Raw genomic sequence first — 14862 nt, forward strand, 5'->3', positions numbered from 1 at the left:
AGAACTCAGGCGGCCTTCGACACCGCCCCCGCCGCCGCGCGGATCGCTTTCATGTTGGCTTCGTAATGCGCCGGCGTGCCGCCCTTGAAGATCGCCGAGCCGGCGACGAGCACGTCGGCGCCGGCCTCGACCACCAGCGGGGCCGTCTCGGGAGTCACGCCCCCGTCGATCTCGATATGGATGTCGCGGTCGCCGATCATCGCCTTGACCCGGCGCACCTTGTCGATGACCGAGGGGATGAAGGCCTGCCCGCCGAAACCCGGATTGACCGTCATCAGGAGAACGAGGTCGAGCCGGTCGAGCACGTATTGGATGACGCTTTCCGGCGTCGACGGGTTGAGCGAGACGCCGGCCTTCTTGCCGAGTGCGCGGATCGCCTGCAGTGAGCGATCGAGATGCTTCGTCGCCTCGGCATGCACCGTGATGATATCGCAGCCGGCCTCGGCGAAGGCCTCCAGATACGGGTCGCACGGCTCGATCATCAAATGACAGTCGAACACCTTCTTCGAGGCGCCGCGGACGGCTTTGACGATCGGCGGGCCGAAGGTGATGTTCGGCACGAAATGCCCATCCATCACGTCAAGATGTATCCAGTCGGCGCCGGCCTTGTCGACCGCCGCGACCTCTTCGCCGAGGCGCGAAAAGTCCGCCGAGAGGATCGAGGGGGCAATGATGACGGGCTTGGTCATGGGGTCTCCTGCGTGCTGTCGTCGTCCCGGCCGGGCGGGTCGTTGAAGACGCGGCTGGCGGAAATGTCCACCGCCTCGATGCGCGAAAGCGCTTCGGCGTTCAAGGGCCCCTCGGCGGTTTCGAACAGCCGGTTGGCCTGTCTGAGCCGCGCCCGGTCGAGGGCATTGCGGATCGAGCGGGCGTTGGCGAAATGCGGCTGCGCCCGGCGCCGCTCGACATAGCGCGCCAGCACCGCCTTGGCATCGTCGGCGAGGTGATAGTTCTGCCGCTCCAGCATACCGACCGAAATGCGCAGGAGCTCGTCGTCGGAATAGTCGGGAAAGTCGATGTGGTGGGCGATGCGCGAGCGAAATCCGGGATTCGACTCGAAGAACGTGTCCATCCGGTCGGTATAGCCGGCGAGGATGACGACGAGGTCGTCGCGCTGGTTCTCCATCACCTGCAACAGGATCTCGATCGCCTCCTGGCCGTAGTCGCGCTCGTTCTCTGGGCGGTAGAGATAATAGGCCTCGTCGATGAACAGGACGCCGCCCATCGCCTTCTTGAGGATGTCCTTCGTCTTCGGCGCGGTGTGGCCGATATATTGGCCGACAAGGTCGTCGCGGGTGACCGAGACGAGATGGCCCTTGCGGATGTAGCCGAGCCGATGGAGCAGATTCGCCATCTTCATCGCCACCGTCGTCTTGCCGGTGCCCGGATTGCCGGTGAAGCTCATGTGCAGCGTCGGTGTCTCGTGGGCGAGGCCGAGCCGGCGGCGGGCCCGCTCGACCAGAAGCAGCGCCGCGGTCTCGCGAATGCGCTTCTTCACCGGCGCCAAACCGATGAGATCGCGATCGAGCTCTTCCAGCACGTCCCTGACACCGGCATCCTCGTATTCGCGCCTGAGGTCGACGGTCGTCGGCGTCTCATCGCGTTGGGCCGCGTCGGCCTTCGGATCAATGTCCATGGGAGTGGCTCCTGTCTGGACCGCGGAGTGGAGGCGCCTCAAGCCGAGGCGCCATTCTTCTCCCCGCCGGGGAGAAGGTGGACGGCGCGAAGCGACGGCCGGATGAGGGTGTTTTCCGCGGCGGCGGAAGGTTCGCTCCAAAAAGCGCCTTCTCTTCCACATCCGCGACGAGCCCCCTCATCCCCTGCCGGGACTTCTCCCCCTCGGGGAGAAGAACGCAGCTTCGATGATCTCGGGCTGGCCCTACACCGAATACCGCTCGCCCTCCGGCTTGTCGGTGGCGTAGGTCTCGGTGGTGTAGCGGATGTTGCGACCCTCCATCTCCTGCCGACGCAGGCGGAAACCGGGCTCTTCCTTCGGCCGGTTGACGATGAAGCTGAGCTTCACCGATTCCCAGCCATGGGTGGAATCGAAGGCCGACATGCGGATGTAGCGGTCGCCATAGGCCTTGCGGCACGCCGTCAGCTCCATCATCACGCCGGCCGCGTCCGCGATGTCGAACATCGGATGACCCCACATGTCCCAATAGGTGTTCCGGGGATGCGGGTCGTCGGTGTATTCCAGATTCACCGCCCAGCCATTGTCGAGGCAGTATTGCACCTGTGCGGTGATCTGCTTGTCGGTCAGGTCGGGCAGGAACGAAAAGGCTCCCTGGGTAACGCGCATGGTGTGATCTCCTGATCTGTCTGAGTTCTATGAAGCCCTCACCCGGCTGCTCGCTAACGCTCGCATCCACCCTCTCCCCGCTGGGTAGAGGAACGGGCGCGCCGCGTTCGAACGCGGCAACAAGGAAGGCGCCGAGGTCAACGGGTTCCTCTCCCGCCTGCGGGAGAGGGTGGCCAAGCGAGGCGGAGGCCGGGTGAGGGTCGATTCCATTGTTCTAAAGCCGATTAAGCCGAAGCCGTCGCCGTCACCTGATAATCGGGCGAGTCGGTCGATGTGTAGTTGAAGGTCACGTCCTTCCAGGTATCGAGCGCCTGCTTCAGCGGCGTACAGGTCTTGGCCGCCTGGTTGAGGATATCCGGCCCCTCGTTGAGAATGTCGCGGCCCTCGTTGCGGGCGAGGATCATGCATTCCAGCGCCACGCGGTTGGCCGTCGCGCCGGCCGCGATGCCCATAGGGTGACCGATGGTGCCACCGCCGAACTGCAGCACCACGTCCTCGCCCAGAAGGTCGATCAGCTGGTGCATCTGGCCGGCGTGAATGCCGCCGGAGGCGACCGGCATCACCTTGTTCAGCGAGGCCCAGGGCTGGTCGAAGAAGATGCCGTTTTCGAGTTTTTGCGGCGTGAACTCGTCGCGGCAAATGTCGTAATAGCCCTTGGTCGTTGCCGGATCGCCCTCGAGCTTGCCGACGACGGTGCCTGCGTGGATGTGATCGACGCCGGCCAGCCGCGACCATTTGGCGATGACGCGGAACGACACGCCGTGGGTCTTCTGGCGCGTATAGGTCGAGTGGCCGGCCCGGTGCAGGTGCAGGATCATGTTGTTGCGGCGCGCCCACTTGGCCATCGACTGCATCGCCGTCCAGCCGATGACGAGGTCGATCATGATGATGCTCGACCCGAGTTCCTTGGCGAACTCGGCGCGCTCGTACATGTCTTCCATCGTCGCCGCGGTGACGTTGAGATAGCTGCCCTTGATCTCGCCGGTGGCGGCCTGCGCCTTGTTGACCGCCTCCATGCAGTACAAGAAGCGTTCGCGCCAATCCATGAAGGACTGCGAGTTGATGTTCTCGTCGTCCTTGGTGAAGTCGAGCCCGCCCTTCAGCGCCTCGTAGACGACGCGGCCGTAATTGCGACCGGACAGGCCGAGCTTCGGCTTCACCGTCGCGCCGAGCAGCGGCCGGCCGAACTTGTCGAGGCGCTCGCGCTCGACGACGATGCCTGTCGCCGGCCCCTGGAAGGTCTTCACATAGGCCGTCGGCAGCCGCATGTCCTCGAGCCGAAGACCCTTCAGCGGCTTGAAGCCGAACACGTTGCCGATGATCGAAGCGGTCAAATTGGCGATCGAGCCCGATTCGAACAGGTCGAGATCGTAGGCGATATAGGCGAAATACTGATCCTCGGTATTCGGCACCTGGTCGACGCGATACGCCTTGGCGCGGTACTTTTCCGCCGCCGTCAGCCGGTCGGTCCACACCACGGTCCATGTCGCCGTGGAGCTTTCTCCCGCGACTGCCGCGGCCGCCTCGATCGGATCGACCCCGTCCTGGGGGGTAATCCGGAAACAGGCGATGACGTCGGTTTCCTTCGGCTCGTAGTCGGGCTCCCAATAACCCATCTTGCGGTATTCCATGACGCCGGACTTGTAGCGGTCCTTGCCCTTGATGGTTTGTGAGGCCTGTTGCATAGCGGTCTCCTTCCTGGATCCGTGGTGACGTGCGCCATCGCCGGCTCAGCAATTTCGGCACGCCTTCTCCGTTCGCCGCGAGGAGATCCCCCGCGCCGTTCCGATTCAGCACTGTCGGTTCGTTTGCCGCCCGGCCGACTACCCGGTCAGGTGGCGGTCCGCCCTACTCGGCGGCTTCGCGCATTGCGATGCGCGGTTCGAGTTCGCCCTTGGCGTAGCGCACGGCCATCTCGTCGAGCGGCAGCGGCCGGATCTTGCCGGCCTGGCCGGCGCAGCCGAAGCACTCGTAGCGATCGAGACAGAGCGTCTTCAGCGCCTCCATCGCCGGCACCAGGAACTTGCGCGGATCGAACTCCTCCGGCCTTTCCATCGCGACCTTACGGAACTGGCCGGTCATCGCCATGCGGCAATCGGTGTCGATATTGACCTTGCGAACGCCGTGCCTGATGCCCCGGACGATCTCCTCGACCGGTACGCCATAGGTTTCGCGCATCTTGCCGCCGTATTTGTTGATGATCGCCTGCAGATCCTCCGGCACCGAGGACGAGCCGTGCATGACCAGATGCGTGTTCGGCAGCTTCTGGTGGATCGCCTCGATGATGTGCATGGCGAGGATCTCGCCGTCGGGTTTGCGGGTGAACTTATAGGCGCCGTGCGAGGTGCCCATCGCAATCGCCAAGGCATCCACCTTGGTCCGGCGGACGAAGTCGACGGCCTGCTCCGGGTCGGTCAGAAGCTGGTCTTCCGACAGCTTGCCCTCGAAGCCGACGCCGTCCTCCTTCTCGCCCTCGCCGGTCTCCAGCGAGCCGAGCACGCCGAGCTCGCCCTCGACCGAGGCGCCCACCCAATGGGCCATCCGCGTCACCCGCTCGGTGATGTCGACATTGTAGTCGTAGGAGGCGGGCGTCGTCATGTCGGCTTCCAGCGAACCGTCCATCATCACCGAGGTGAAGCCGTGGCGGATCGCGGAGAGGCAGGTCTGTTCGTTGTTGCCGTGGTCCTGATGGATGCAAACCGGGATCTGCGGGAACATCTCGACCAGCGCCTCCATCATCTTCGACAGCATGATGTCCTTGGCGTAGGAGCGCGCCCCGCGCGAGGCCTGCATGATCACCGGCGCGTCGCTCTTGGCGGCCGCTTCCATGATCGCCAGCCCCTGCTCCATGTTGTTGATGTTGAAGGCGGGGACGCCGTAGTCGTTCTCGGCGGCGTGATCGAGAAGCTGGCGGAGGGTGATCTTGGCCATAGGGGTCTGGTCTCCTTGGAACGGGCCGCGTCGGTCCTGGTCGACGGGCGATCCCGTCGATCAGCGCTCAGGACGCGCGGCGCTTTTTTTCCATCAGCTGCATGATCAGCGGCGTCAGGATGAGTTGCATGGCGATGTCGAGCTTGTTGCCCGGGGCGACGATGGAATTGGCGCGCGACATGAAGCTGCCGGGAATCATCGACAGCAGATACGGAAAGTCGATGCCGCGCGGGTTGGCGAAGCGGATGACGATCATCGATTCATCCGCCGTCGGGATCCAGCGGGCGATGAACGGGTCGGACGTATCGACGATCGGCACGCGCTGGAAGTTGATGTTGGTGCGGGCGAATTGCGGGCAGATGTATTTCACGTAGTCCGGCATGCGGCGCAGGATCACGTCCATCACCGCCTCGGTGGAATAGCCGCGCGAGGCCTTGTCGCGGTGGATCTTCTGGATCCATTCGAGATTGATCACCGGCACGACGCCGATCTTCAGATCGGCGAGCGCGGCGAGATCGACCGCGTCGGCCTTCACGCAGCCATGCAGGCCCTCGTAGAACAGAAGATCGCTGCCCTCCTCCAGTTCCGTCCAGTCCGAAAAGGTGCCGGGCGCCGCGCCGTAGAGCTTCGCCTCGGCCTCGTCATGGACGTAGTGCCGGGTCTCACCGCGCCCCTCGCGCCCGTAGTCCGAAAACACCGCCTGCAACTTGTCGAGGACGTTCGCCTCGGGGCTGAAATGCGAGAAGTGGCGGTTTCCCTGGCGCTCCTCGTCGGCCATCTTGTCCTTCATCGCCTGACGATCGTAGCGGTGGAACGCGTCGCCCTCGATGAACACCGCCTTCACCTGCTCGCGGCGGAAGATCTGGTCGAAGATGTTCTTCACCGACGTCGTCCCGGCGCCGGACGAGCCGGTAATGGCGATGATCGGATGCTTGGCCGACATGTCTTGGCGTCTCCTCCCGGTGCCGGGGCACTCCCTCCCAGGCAACCGTCTTAAATCAGGCTCTGAACAGGCTGCGCTTGCCGAACAACGGCGAGCGCTCGCTCAGCGCCGCCGGATCGGCGATGTAGCGGCCGACCCGTTCGACCTCGCGCCGCGAGCCGAACACCAGCGGCGTGCGGGCATGCAGTCCTTCCGGCACGATGTCCAGAATGCGGTTGATGCCGTCGGTCGCCACTCCCCCGGCGTTCTCGACGCAGAAGGCGACCGGATTGGCCTCGTAGACCAGCCGTAGCCGGCCCTTGGCGTAGCCCTTCCTTGCATCGCCCGGATAAAGAAAGATGCCGCCGCGCACCAGGATGCGGTAGCCGTCGGCGACCATCGAGGCGATCCAGCGCATGTTGAACTCGCGCTCGCGCGGCCCCTCCGCGCCGGCCAGGCAATCGTCGATATAGTTGCGGATCTGCGGGTCCCAGTGCCGATAGTTCGACGCGTTGATGGCGAACTCGCTGGTCCGGTCGGGAATCTCTACCGCCCCCTTCAGCTCGACGAAGCCGCTAGAGCCGGGCGAGAAGATGAAGACGCTGGTGCCGTTGCCGAGCGAAAGCACCAGCAACAGCTGCGGCCCGTAGATGAAGAAGCCGGCGCCCAGTTGGCGCGAGCCCGGCTGCTGGAACACCGAGGCGGGGTCCGCCCTGTGTTCGTCGGCCGTCGGCAAGATCGAGAAGATCGTGCCGACCGAGACATTGGTGTCGATGTTGGACGAGCCGTCCAGCGGATCGATCGCCAGAGCGAGCGTCCCGGCCGGGTCGAGCGTTACCGGTTCGTCCTGTTCCTCCGACCCGTAGAAGGCGATGGCCGACGCCTTCGCGGCGTCCATGAACAGCCGGTCGGCGACGACGTCGAGTTCCTTCTGCACGTCGCCGCCGGCGTTGGTCGCCTCGCGCGACGAGCCGAGATTGTCGCCGCCGCCATTGATGATGGTGTTGCGCAGCTTGACGGCGGCCACGGCCAGCTGGCGAACCGTTTCGGCGACCTTCTTGCGGGTCGGGTCGGAGCCCGCGGCGGACTGAAGATAGGCGTCGAGAGACGAGGGCATGTTTTCCTCCTGGGTGGCGTCGAAGCTCTGCGTCGCCGTTCACCCGTCGTTGGAAGGATGTTGGATGGCGCTTGGAGCTAAGTAAAATTCATTATCTTTACCCGATCGATAAATTAAATTATGGATCGGGTATGCGTAACCTCACATTGCGACAGCTGCGATCAATACAGGCGATCGACCATCACGGGACGATCGCCGCCGCCTCCCGGCAGCTCGGCCTGACGGCGCCGGCGGTGACATTACAGGTAAAGCAGCTGGAAGACGATTGCGGACTGGCATTGTTCGATCGCACCCGCGAGGGCATGCGGCTGACCGTGGCCGGCGCGGCGGTGCTGGAGGCGGCGAACGCCATCGAGACGACGCTGCGGGCCCTCTCCGACGAGATCCTGGCGATCAAGGGCGTGCGCTCGGGCACGATTCGGCTCGGCGTGGTGTCGACGGCGAAATACTTCGCGCCCCGGCTGATCGCCGCGTTCCGGCGCGAATATCCGGCCATCGAGATCAAGCTGACCGTCGGCAACCGGCTGGAGATCATCCGCGATCTCAAATCCTATCGCCTCGACATCGCGCTGATGGGGCGGCCGCCGATCGAGTTTCCGGTCGAGGCGATGGTGTTCGGCGACCATCCGCTGGTGATGATCGCACCGCCCGAGCATCCGCTCGCCAACGCCCGCGACATCGACCGGGCGCGGCTGCTCAAGGAGACCATCATCATCCGCGAACCGGGATCGGGCACCCGCGCCTCGCTCGAAGGCTTCTTCGCCGGCCATCCGGGCGAGCTGGACGAGGTCAGCGTCGAGATGGGCTCGAACGAGACCATCAAGCAGGCGGTGATGGCCGGGCTCGGCATCGCCTTCATCTCGGCCCACACCATCGCCTTCGAGGTGGAAATGGGGCGGCTGGTCATTCTCGACGTGGAGCATCTGCCGATTCGCCGGCAATGGCACGCGGTCGGCCGCAAGGAGCGCATGCCGGCGCCGGCCGAGATCGCCTTCAAGGAGTTTCTCGTCAAGCGCGGCGCCGTCCACCTGCCGCTGCTCGGCAAGCTCTACCCGGCCGAGGGGATGGTCGCAGAGGGGTAAGGGGGGCGTATTACTTCGGCTTGAACACGCCCCTGTCGAGATTCGACAGCCGCATGCCGGCATCGGCTGAGTGGGATCCAACCTTCCAGCTCGCGATCTCCTCGATCTTGCGCCGCGCCTCCGCCGGAAACAATGCCAGCGTCGCGGTCGCCGCGTTCAGCTGCACCTGAATGTTCGGATAGTTGAAGTAGCGGCGAAGCTGGCGCCGCTGGTCGCCGGCGCGCGCCTTCAATTCGTTCTCGACGGCAAATCGCCGCCGCACCAGCCGGTTGATCGTTGCTTGGGCGGAGCGCAACTCCGCCTCGTCCTCCGCCACCCCCAATTCGGCAAAATAGGCGACGAGATCGGCGACGCTCGCGGTCGTCAGATTGATCGGTCTCACTACCGCTGACCTTGCAGATCCACCCGGCCGACATCGGGAATGAACCGACCCTTCTCGATATCCTCGAGCATGCCGATGGCATCCGCGGCTTGCGGATATTCGCGCCTGAGATGAATGAGCCGCAGCGCTTCCTTGGCCTCCTCCGGCAGGACGGCGAGGGTCGAGAAGGCGGCGTTCATGCGCACCTGCGCGTTGATATGGTCGAATAACGGCCGCAAGGCGCGGCGCTGATCGCTCTCGCGTGATCTCAGCTCTTCTTCGATCGCTGCGTAATCACGATAAAGCCGATTATAGCGGGCGATCTTTCGGTCATGCAGCGCCTCGGACTGTTCGAGGCTGACGGCGACGAACGCCGCGACGAGTTGTTCGATCGAGAACGATCGATAGTCTCTTTTCGCTGCTTGAGTGCTCCCGGTCACGTCGCCCTCAATCCGGTTTCCAGATGCCCTGATCCCAGGCCCGGATCGAACTGCCGGCGTCGCCTGCCATGGGAAAATAACGCGACGCGGCGATGTCCTGCAACATCTTGCGGGCGGCTTCTGGGGCCACCGGCCGTGTCGCCCTGGCCGCATTGAGCCGTACCTGCATATTCGGATGATCGAACAAGGACAGAAGAGCTCGCCTCTGATCGCCTTCCCGGCGTTTCAATTCGGCTTCGAGTGCGATCTGCCGGGGCACGGTGGCGTTGTAGGCGCGGAAGTCGTCAATCATATTCACGTCGTATTGCCGGCGGCTCATCCGGACATAGTCATCGAGGAGTTCGGAGAGCGTGGCGCGATGCAGCCTATCCAGCGGAAGTTTTTTCATGGCTTCAGCACTCCCTTGTCAACGAGTTGTTCGATACCGATTTTTACGCGCTCCTCCCAGCTTCGTCCGCGTAAATGGTCGCGAGGCGATTGCCAATCGAAGTCCGGATTCTGTCTTTGGTACCACCCGTTGATCTCGTGGTGTTTGTAGCGCGGGATGCGCACAAGGTTATCCGGTCCCTCGATCTGACGTGTCGTGAATCCGTCCTGATAGGCCGATTCCTTCTCGACGATATGATGGACGTCGGTGCCCTTCCTGCCTTTCTCAGCCTTCACCGCGCGCCGCAGTTTGTCGAGTGATTTCGGCTCGTCGAGATAGGTCTCGATCGAGTCGAAGGCGCCCGTCAGCCAGCCGACCGCCTGGATGGCTTGCGCAACCAACCTGATTCTGGGGTCCGGCGCCCGGCTCAGCGCTGTCAGTAGCCAGCGCGCCATCCGTTTGGCGACGGCCGTGCGCCCCTTCGAAGTACCCGGATCGCGCTTCGGCAGTTCCGGCGGGTCCTCCAGCGGCGGGCCGCCATTGTGGCCGATGCCGGGCTTCGGCAGTTTCAGCCGCGGGCTTTTCGGCGGCGTCTTCGGCGATCCATCGGCCGCCGGTGTCTTCCTGGGGCCGGGGATATCGACGTCCAGAGGCTTGCGGGTGGCTTCGCGCCGCCAGCGGCCGGAGACGCGTCCGCTGCCCTTCGGGTGGCGTTCCTGACCCGGGCGGAAGCCGGCCTTGAAGGCCAGCGATTTCAGCCGCAGCGCCGCCACGGTGACACGCAGTCCGGCGATCTGGGCTCGCAAGCTGGCGAGCGGCACATCCGCTGCCACACTGTCTTCTACGGCCTCTCGTCTTCCCATGCCCATCCCTCGCCATCGACCATCTCGATGCTACGGGACCGCCGAAGGACGGGGACAAGTTCGGCGCGAAGAGGCGGATATTGCGGGCCTGTGCGGTCATTCTTTGCCCGGCTCGGGGCAAGATGCCGAAACCGTTGCAGGCCAGGGCTCTCCTTGCCCTCCTGAGCCCGTCGAAGGGGGTGGGAGGGAAGGCGCCGAGCCGATATGCCGAGCATCATCCTTCGCCTCGGAGATTGGCGAAATCGTTCAAGACAGTCGTCATCCCGGCCTTGAGCCGGGATCCATTCCAAGCCGCTTGAGCCGCCAATCCGTCGCCGGACAAGATGGAATAAAAGTCGCGGCATGGGTCCCGGCTCAAGGCCGGGATGACGCGGTTTGGATGCCGGCGCCCTCAGCTTCGACGGCGTAAGAAGGGTTCGCGTGCGTTCGAGACAATCGCGCCGACGAAAAAAACTTATCCTCACCCCTTTCACTCTCCCGCACAATCACTTCACCGCCGGCCCATCCTGAGCCAGTCGAAGGAACGGGCGCGGACGATCGCCGGGATCGTTCGTTGGGCCAAAGGGGAGTGATCCCTGGCGGGCGGTGCCGGTTTCGGCCGCTTCCGGAGCGGCGGGAACCGGGCCTGGTGACGGCCGCGCCTGCCTTCCGTTCTGCGGGGAAGGCGGCATGCCGCCGGCCTGGAGGTCGTGCTCCTCCCGGCGGCATCCCACAGCCCGTCCGGTCCTGGCCGAAAGGTTGGGCCGGCAGGCGAATGGTGCGGCGACGCACGGGAACCGAGAGCCCGTGCGTGTCCTTGGCACCCATCGTGCGGAACGCCGGAGGCGGACCGTTACACATAACAGCTCGGAGGGTTCGCCTCCGGCGTTCCGTCGCTTGTTGGGAGCGGCATCAGGGACCCGTCAGTGAGCGGCGAAGCCGCGAAACTTAAGGACGGGACAGAGAACCCTCTCCGGCCCGATCGGGTGCGGAGGCGCTGGCGCATGGAGAAAAGCCCCTCACCACTCCAGCAGAACCGCCTGACGCAATGCGGCGAGGTCGGCCGAGCCGGTGCAGAAACAGGCGATGCGCAGCTGCTGGATGATTTGGCGAAAGTGGTCGACGACCGCTTCCGCCGAGCGCTCGGCATGGGGCAGCGAGGCCGCCGCCTGGCCGGCGAGATCGGCGCCGAGCCGGATCGCCCTGGCCGCGTCGAGCCCGTTGCGCACCCCGCCCGAGCCGATGACGACCGTATCCGGGCAGGCGGCGCGCACCTCGACGATCGCGCGCGGCGTCGCAATGCCCCAGTCGGAAAACACCAGCGCCGTTTCGCGCGTTCCGGCATCGACCGCCCGCTCCGCCTCGACCGCGGCCCAGCTGGTGCCGCCCGCGCCGGCGACGTCGATCGCCTGGACGCCGGCATCGACCAGCCGTCGCGCCAGCCGGCCGGACAGGCCCGCGCCGACTTCCTTGACCACGACCGGCACCGTCAGCGCCCGCGCCAGCGCCTCGATCGCGGCGAGGACGCCGCGCCAGTCGGTGTCGCCGCCGGACTGCACCGCTTCCTGCAGCGGATTGAGATGGACGATCAGCGCGTCGGCGTCGATCATCTCGACCGCCCGACGCGCCTCGTCGGGACCGTATCCGAGCGCCAGCTGCGCCGCGCCGATATTGCCGAGGATCGGAATGCTCGGGGCCAGGGCGCGCAACGACCGGTCGAGGCCGCCGGAGCCGCGCCCTTCGAGCGCGATGCGCTGCGAGCCGACGGCAAAGGCGAGGCCGAGCGCCTCGGCCGCTTCGGCGAGATGGGCGTTGATCCGGGCCGATCGTTCGAGGCCGCCGGTCATCGAGGCGATCAGCAGCGGCGCCTTGAGCCGGCGGCCAAGGAAGGTCGTCGACAGATCGATGTCGGCGAGCGCGATCTCGGGCAGCGCCACATGCTCGAAGACGATGCGGTCGAAGCCGTTCGGCGCCCGCCGCGCTGCGAACGACGGGGCGAGCACGATGTCCAGATGATCGCTCTTGCGCCCCTCGATGCCCCCCGAAGGCGCGGCGCCCGGTTGTTCTGCCACGTCGGCCTGTGTCCTGTCAGCGGCGGGTGGTCCTGATCGATGCGGTCGCCGTGTCCGATAGTGGCATTTCGTTGCGGCCGGCGTCCACCGAGCGGCGATCCGTCAGCTTCTGGCCAGCCGCGCCGCCCGCCGCGCCCGCGCCTCGTCGAGCGCGTCGTGCTTGACCTCCGGCAGGCAGGTGCGCCAGTCGGTGCCGGCGATGGTGACGACCCGGTTGCCGCGAAAATCGGCGTCGGCGGTGATCAGGCCGCGCTCGTCCATGAAGCTGAGAAGGAACCGGCCGCGCGACGGCGAATGGCTGCCATAGGCGCGGGCCAGCGCTTCGTCGGACGGGCACTCCACGCCGTCGCGGGCGGCTCTCGCGAGCATCATATAGACGCCCTGCATCTCTTCCGGCAGGTCCGCGGCGCGCCCGACCACCGCCTGCCATGCCTCGTCCTCGGTCTCGACGGAGACGCCGGCCCGGGCCAGCGACAGCCGCCGCCGGAACGCCGCCATGTCGGTTTCGGCGCCGCGCAGACGCTTCAGCCGGCAATGGGTGAGGAAATCCTGGTAGAGCACAGGCACCGGCCGGAAGGCGGCGTCGGGGTCTTCGAGCATCTCGGCGAAGATCGCGTCGACCGCCGCCGCGCGCTCCTCGGCCGAGCGCGGATCGTCGTCGACCGGCTCGTGCCGCTCGGACACCGACGGCGCGGCGGAGACGCGCTCCAGGAGTTCGTGGGTCGCGACCGGCGCGTTCGCGGGCTCGAGGCGCTGCGACGGGCTCGCGAAGGGCCGCTGCGGACGCTGGCGCTCGGCCGCCCGGTCCTCTTCGCTGACGGTGAAGATCAGATCCTCCATCGTCTCGCGCGGCGTTTCCGGCAACGGCATCAGGGAGGGCCGGCCGCTGCGCCCCGCCGTCTCGACCGCGCCGATCCTGATCGGCACCGGGCGCCGCGACAGCGCCGGGCCGAGCGCGACGAAATTGCCGGTTTCCAGATCGCGAAACCGCTCGGCCGCCCGCCGGTCCATGCCGAGCAGGTCGGCGGCGCGCTGCATGTCGATGTCGAGGAAGGTGCGGCCCATCAGGAAGTTCGAGGCCTCGGCCGCGACGTTCTTGGCGAGCTTGGCCAGCCGCTGCGTCGCGATAACGCCGGCAAGCCCACGCTTGCGGCCACGGCACATGAGGTTGGTCATCGCGCCGAGCGAGGCCCGGCGGGCTTCCTCGGAGTGTTCGCCCGCCATCGCCGGTGCGAACAGATGCGCCTCATCGACGGCGATCAGCATCGGATACCAATGGGCGCGGTCGGCGTCGAACAGCCCGTTGAGGAAGGCGGCCGCGCACATCATCTGCACCTCGGCGTCGAGCCCTTCCAGATCAAGCACGACCGAGGCGCGATGCTCCCGGATGCGTCGCGCGATCCGCGTCAGTTCCGCCGGGGTGCGGTTGGCGTCGACAACGACATGACCGTAGCGCTCGGCCAGCGAGACGAAATCGCCCTCGGGATCGATGATCGCCTGCTGCACCCAGTCGGCGCTGCGTTCCAAAAGACGGCGCAGCAGATGCGACTTGCCCGAACCGGAGTTGCCCTGGACGAGCAGACGCGTCGACAGCAGCTCCTCCAGATCGAGCTCCGCCGGTTCGCCGGTTTGGGTCGTGCCGAGATCGACGGCAATCGTCATGGAGAGTCTTTTCGCCGCAAGGGTGGTCATCGAGGGTGCCGTTCCGGTCGACTCGGAGCGAGAACCGGCAGGACGTTCAGGATACCACGCGCCGGTGCCGTGGAGTCAGCTGCGCGGCATCATGTCCACAGAATCGCTCAGGCAGCGGTCAGGGTCGGGATCGCGCTGACATCGACATCGCGCTCGGCATGCCAGGCGTCGTGAGCGGCCTGCATACGGAGCCACAACCCCGCACCATTTCCAAACAACTTGCCAAGGCGTACCGCGACGTCTGCCGATACAGGCTTCTTTTCGCGCAGGATGTCGTAGAGTTGCTGACGAGAGATACCGAGCAAGGCAGCGATTTCGGTCTTGGTGCGGCCCGTGGCCGGCAGAACGTCCTCGCGCAGAAGCTCGCCCGGATGGGTCGGACAGCGATTCGGGTCGCGATCTGTAGACATATCCGTCATCGAGATAACCTCAGTGATACTGCTCAAGAGCGATACGGCTGGGCTCGGCACCCTCAAACTCAAACGTCAGACACCAAGGCCCGTTGATGTGGATGGTGTACCGGGTCGGATCGAAACCGTGCAAAGCATGAAAATCAAAGCCCGGCATTTTGAGATCCGCGATAGAGCGCGCCACGTCCAACACATCGAGACGACGAAGAATCCGCTTTTGCAAGTCGGGCCGAACTTTCGCCGATTCTCCGGTCGTCCAAAGCTGCTCCAGCGCCTTGCTTTTGAAGTCCTTGATCATCACTCACCGCATCAGGGTGCAACGTA

Annotated in this window: 16 protein-coding genes; 1 reads left to right on the plus strand and 15 read right to left on the minus strand. The window is 65.4% G+C overall.

The window, feature by feature from the left end:
- Window positions 1-5: 5 nt before the first annotated feature.
- The 7 genes from rpe to VQ044_RS00590 form a co-directional block, all read right to left on the minus strand.
- Window positions 6-689, minus strand: coding sequence for a ribulose-phosphate 3-epimerase (gene rpe / locus VQ044_RS00560; RefSeq protein ID WP_327645016.1), 684 nt, complete (start codon window positions 687-689; stop codon window positions 6-8).
- Window positions 686-1636 carry a CbbX protein gene (cbbX, locus tag VQ044_RS00565; protein WP_327645017.1) on the minus strand — a complete coding sequence of 317 codons (951 nt, stop codon included), beginning with the start codon at window positions 1634-1636 and terminating at the stop codon, window positions 686-688. The genes rpe and cbbX overlap by 4 nt, the downstream gene beginning before the upstream one ends.
- A gap of 243 nt (window positions 1637-1879) precedes the next feature.
- Entirely contained in the window at window positions 1880-2302 is a 423-nt protein-coding gene (locus tag VQ044_RS00570) for a ribulose bisphosphate carboxylase small subunit (protein WP_327645019.1), read from the minus strand.
- Window positions 2303-2526: 224 nt separating this feature from the next.
- On the minus strand, window positions 2527-3987 hold the full coding sequence (locus tag VQ044_RS00575; RefSeq protein WP_327645021.1) for a form I ribulose bisphosphate carboxylase large subunit: 1461 nt from the start codon (window positions 3985-3987) through the stop codon (window positions 2527-2529).
- A gap of 163 nt (window positions 3988-4150) precedes the next feature.
- Window positions 4151-5233, minus strand: coding sequence for a class II fructose-bisphosphate aldolase (gene fba / locus VQ044_RS00580; RefSeq protein WP_327645023.1), 1083 nt, complete (start codon window positions 5231-5233; stop codon window positions 4151-4153).
- Window positions 5234-5300: 67 nt separating this feature from the next.
- Window positions 5301-6176, minus strand: coding sequence for a phosphoribulokinase (locus VQ044_RS00585; protein ID WP_327622398.1), 876 nt, complete (start codon window positions 6174-6176; stop codon window positions 5301-5303).
- A 55-nt stretch (window positions 6177-6231) separates the two neighbouring features.
- Window positions 6232-7272: a class 1 fructose-bisphosphatase gene (locus VQ044_RS00590; protein WP_327645025.1), complete on the minus strand. Its 1041-nt coding sequence runs from the start codon at window positions 7270-7272 to the stop codon at window positions 6232-6234.
- Window positions 7273-7403: 131 nt separating this feature from the next.
- On the opposite strand from VQ044_RS00590, the gene VQ044_RS00595 reads away from it, so the two are divergent.
- The gene (locus tag VQ044_RS00595; RefSeq protein ID WP_327645027.1) at window positions 7404-8354 is read left to right on the plus strand and encodes a LysR family transcriptional regulator; all 951 of its coding nucleotides are present in this window, start codon (window positions 7404-7406) and stop codon (window positions 8352-8354) included.
- A 10-nt stretch (window positions 8355-8364) separates the two neighbouring features.
- On the opposite strand, the gene VQ044_RS00600 is transcribed toward VQ044_RS00595, so the two are convergent.
- The 8 genes from VQ044_RS00600 to VQ044_RS00635 all read right to left on the minus strand — a co-directional run bounded on the left by VQ044_RS00600 (window position 8365) and on the right by VQ044_RS00635 (window position 14836).
- Window positions 8365-8736: a DUF2019 domain-containing protein gene (locus tag VQ044_RS00600; RefSeq protein ID WP_327645028.1), complete on the minus strand. Its 372-nt coding sequence runs from the start codon at window positions 8734-8736 to the stop codon at window positions 8365-8367.
- The gene (locus tag VQ044_RS00605) at window positions 8736-9155 is read right to left on the minus strand and encodes a DUF2019 domain-containing protein (RefSeq protein WP_327645030.1); all 420 of its coding nucleotides are present in this window, start codon (window positions 9153-9155) and stop codon (window positions 8736-8738) included. The genes VQ044_RS00600 and VQ044_RS00605 overlap by 1 nt, the downstream gene beginning before the upstream one ends.
- 7 nt (window positions 9156-9162) lie before the next feature.
- Window positions 9163-9543 (minus strand): DUF2019 domain-containing protein, encoded by a 381-nt coding sequence (locus VQ044_RS00610; RefSeq protein ID WP_327645032.1) that lies wholly within the window; start codon window positions 9541-9543, stop codon window positions 9163-9165.
- Window positions 9540-10295 carry a hypothetical protein gene (locus VQ044_RS00615; RefSeq protein ID WP_327645033.1) on the minus strand — a complete coding sequence of 252 codons (756 nt, stop codon included), beginning with the start codon at window positions 10293-10295 and terminating at the stop codon, window positions 9540-9542. The genes VQ044_RS00610 and VQ044_RS00615 overlap by 4 nt, the downstream gene beginning before the upstream one ends.
- A 1088-nt stretch (window positions 10296-11383) precedes the next feature.
- Window positions 11384-12436 carry a type 2 isopentenyl-diphosphate Delta-isomerase gene (fni, locus tag VQ044_RS00620; protein ID WP_327645034.1) on the minus strand — a complete coding sequence of 351 codons (1053 nt, stop codon included), beginning with the start codon at window positions 12434-12436 and terminating at the stop codon, window positions 11384-11386.
- Window positions 12437-12538: 102 nt separating this feature from the next.
- Complete coding sequence (locus VQ044_RS00625) at window positions 12539-14098, minus strand: ATP-binding protein (protein ID WP_327645142.1); 1560 nt, start codon at window positions 14096-14098, stop codon at window positions 12539-12541.
- A 137-nt stretch (window positions 14099-14235) separates the two neighbouring features.
- Entirely contained in the window at window positions 14236-14547 is a 312-nt protein-coding gene (locus VQ044_RS00630) for a HigA family addiction module antitoxin (RefSeq protein WP_327645036.1), read from the minus strand.
- Between the two features lie 10 nt (window positions 14548-14557).
- Window positions 14558-14836 carry a type II toxin-antitoxin system RelE/ParE family toxin gene (locus VQ044_RS00635; RefSeq protein ID WP_327645037.1) on the minus strand — a complete coding sequence of 93 codons (279 nt, stop codon included), beginning with the start codon at window positions 14834-14836 and terminating at the stop codon, window positions 14558-14560.
- Window positions 14837-14862 lie beyond the last annotated feature (26 nt).

The sequence above is a fragment of the Aurantimonas sp. C2-5-R2 genome (assembly GCF_036549495.1).
Lineage (GTDB): Bacteria > Pseudomonadota > Alphaproteobacteria > Rhizobiales > Rhizobiaceae > Aurantimonas > Aurantimonas coralicida_A.

Coding starts and splice junctions, on each gene's coding strand:
- VQ044_RS00610 (WP_327645032.1), bottom strand. CDS start 9,543: ATGAAAAAACTTCCGCTGGATAGGCTGCATCGCGCCACGCTCTCCGAA.
- VQ044_RS00630 (WP_327645036.1), bottom strand. CDS start 14,547: ATGACGGATATGTCTACAGATCGCGACCCGAATCGCTGTCCGACCCAT.
- VQ044_RS00635 (WP_327645037.1), bottom strand. CDS start 14,836: ATGATCAAGGACTTCAAAAGCAAGGCGCTGGAGCAGCTTTGGACGACC.
- fba (WP_327645023.1), bottom strand. CDS start 5,233: ATGGCCAAGATCACCCTCCGCCAGCTTCTCGATCACGCCGCCGAGAAC.
- VQ044_RS00570 (WP_327645019.1), bottom strand. CDS start 2,302: ATGCGCGTTACCCAGGGAGCCTTTTCGTTCCTGCCCGACCTGACCGAC.
- VQ044_RS00575 (WP_327645021.1), bottom strand. CDS start 3,987: ATGCAACAGGCCTCACAAACCATCAAGGGCAAGGACCGCTACAAGTCC.
- VQ044_RS00595 (WP_327645027.1), top strand. CDS start 7,404: ATGCGTAACCTCACATTGCGACAGCTGCGATCAATACAGGCGATCGAC.
- VQ044_RS00625 (WP_327645142.1), bottom strand. CDS start 14,098: ATGACGATTGCCGTCGATCTCGGCACGACCCAAACCGGCGAACCGGCG.
- rpe (WP_327645016.1), bottom strand. CDS start 689: ATGACCAAGCCCGTCATCATTGCCCCCTCGATCCTCTCGGCGGACTTT.
- VQ044_RS00590 (WP_327645025.1), bottom strand. CDS start 7,272: ATGCCCTCGTCTCTCGACGCCTATCTTCAGTCCGCCGCGGGCTCCGAC.
- cbbX (WP_327645017.1), bottom strand. CDS start 1,636: ATGGACATTGATCCGAAGGCCGACGCGGCCCAACGCGATGAGACGCCG.
- VQ044_RS00585 (WP_327622398.1), bottom strand. CDS start 6,176: ATGTCGGCCAAGCATCCGATCATCGCCATTACCGGCTCGTCCGGCGCC.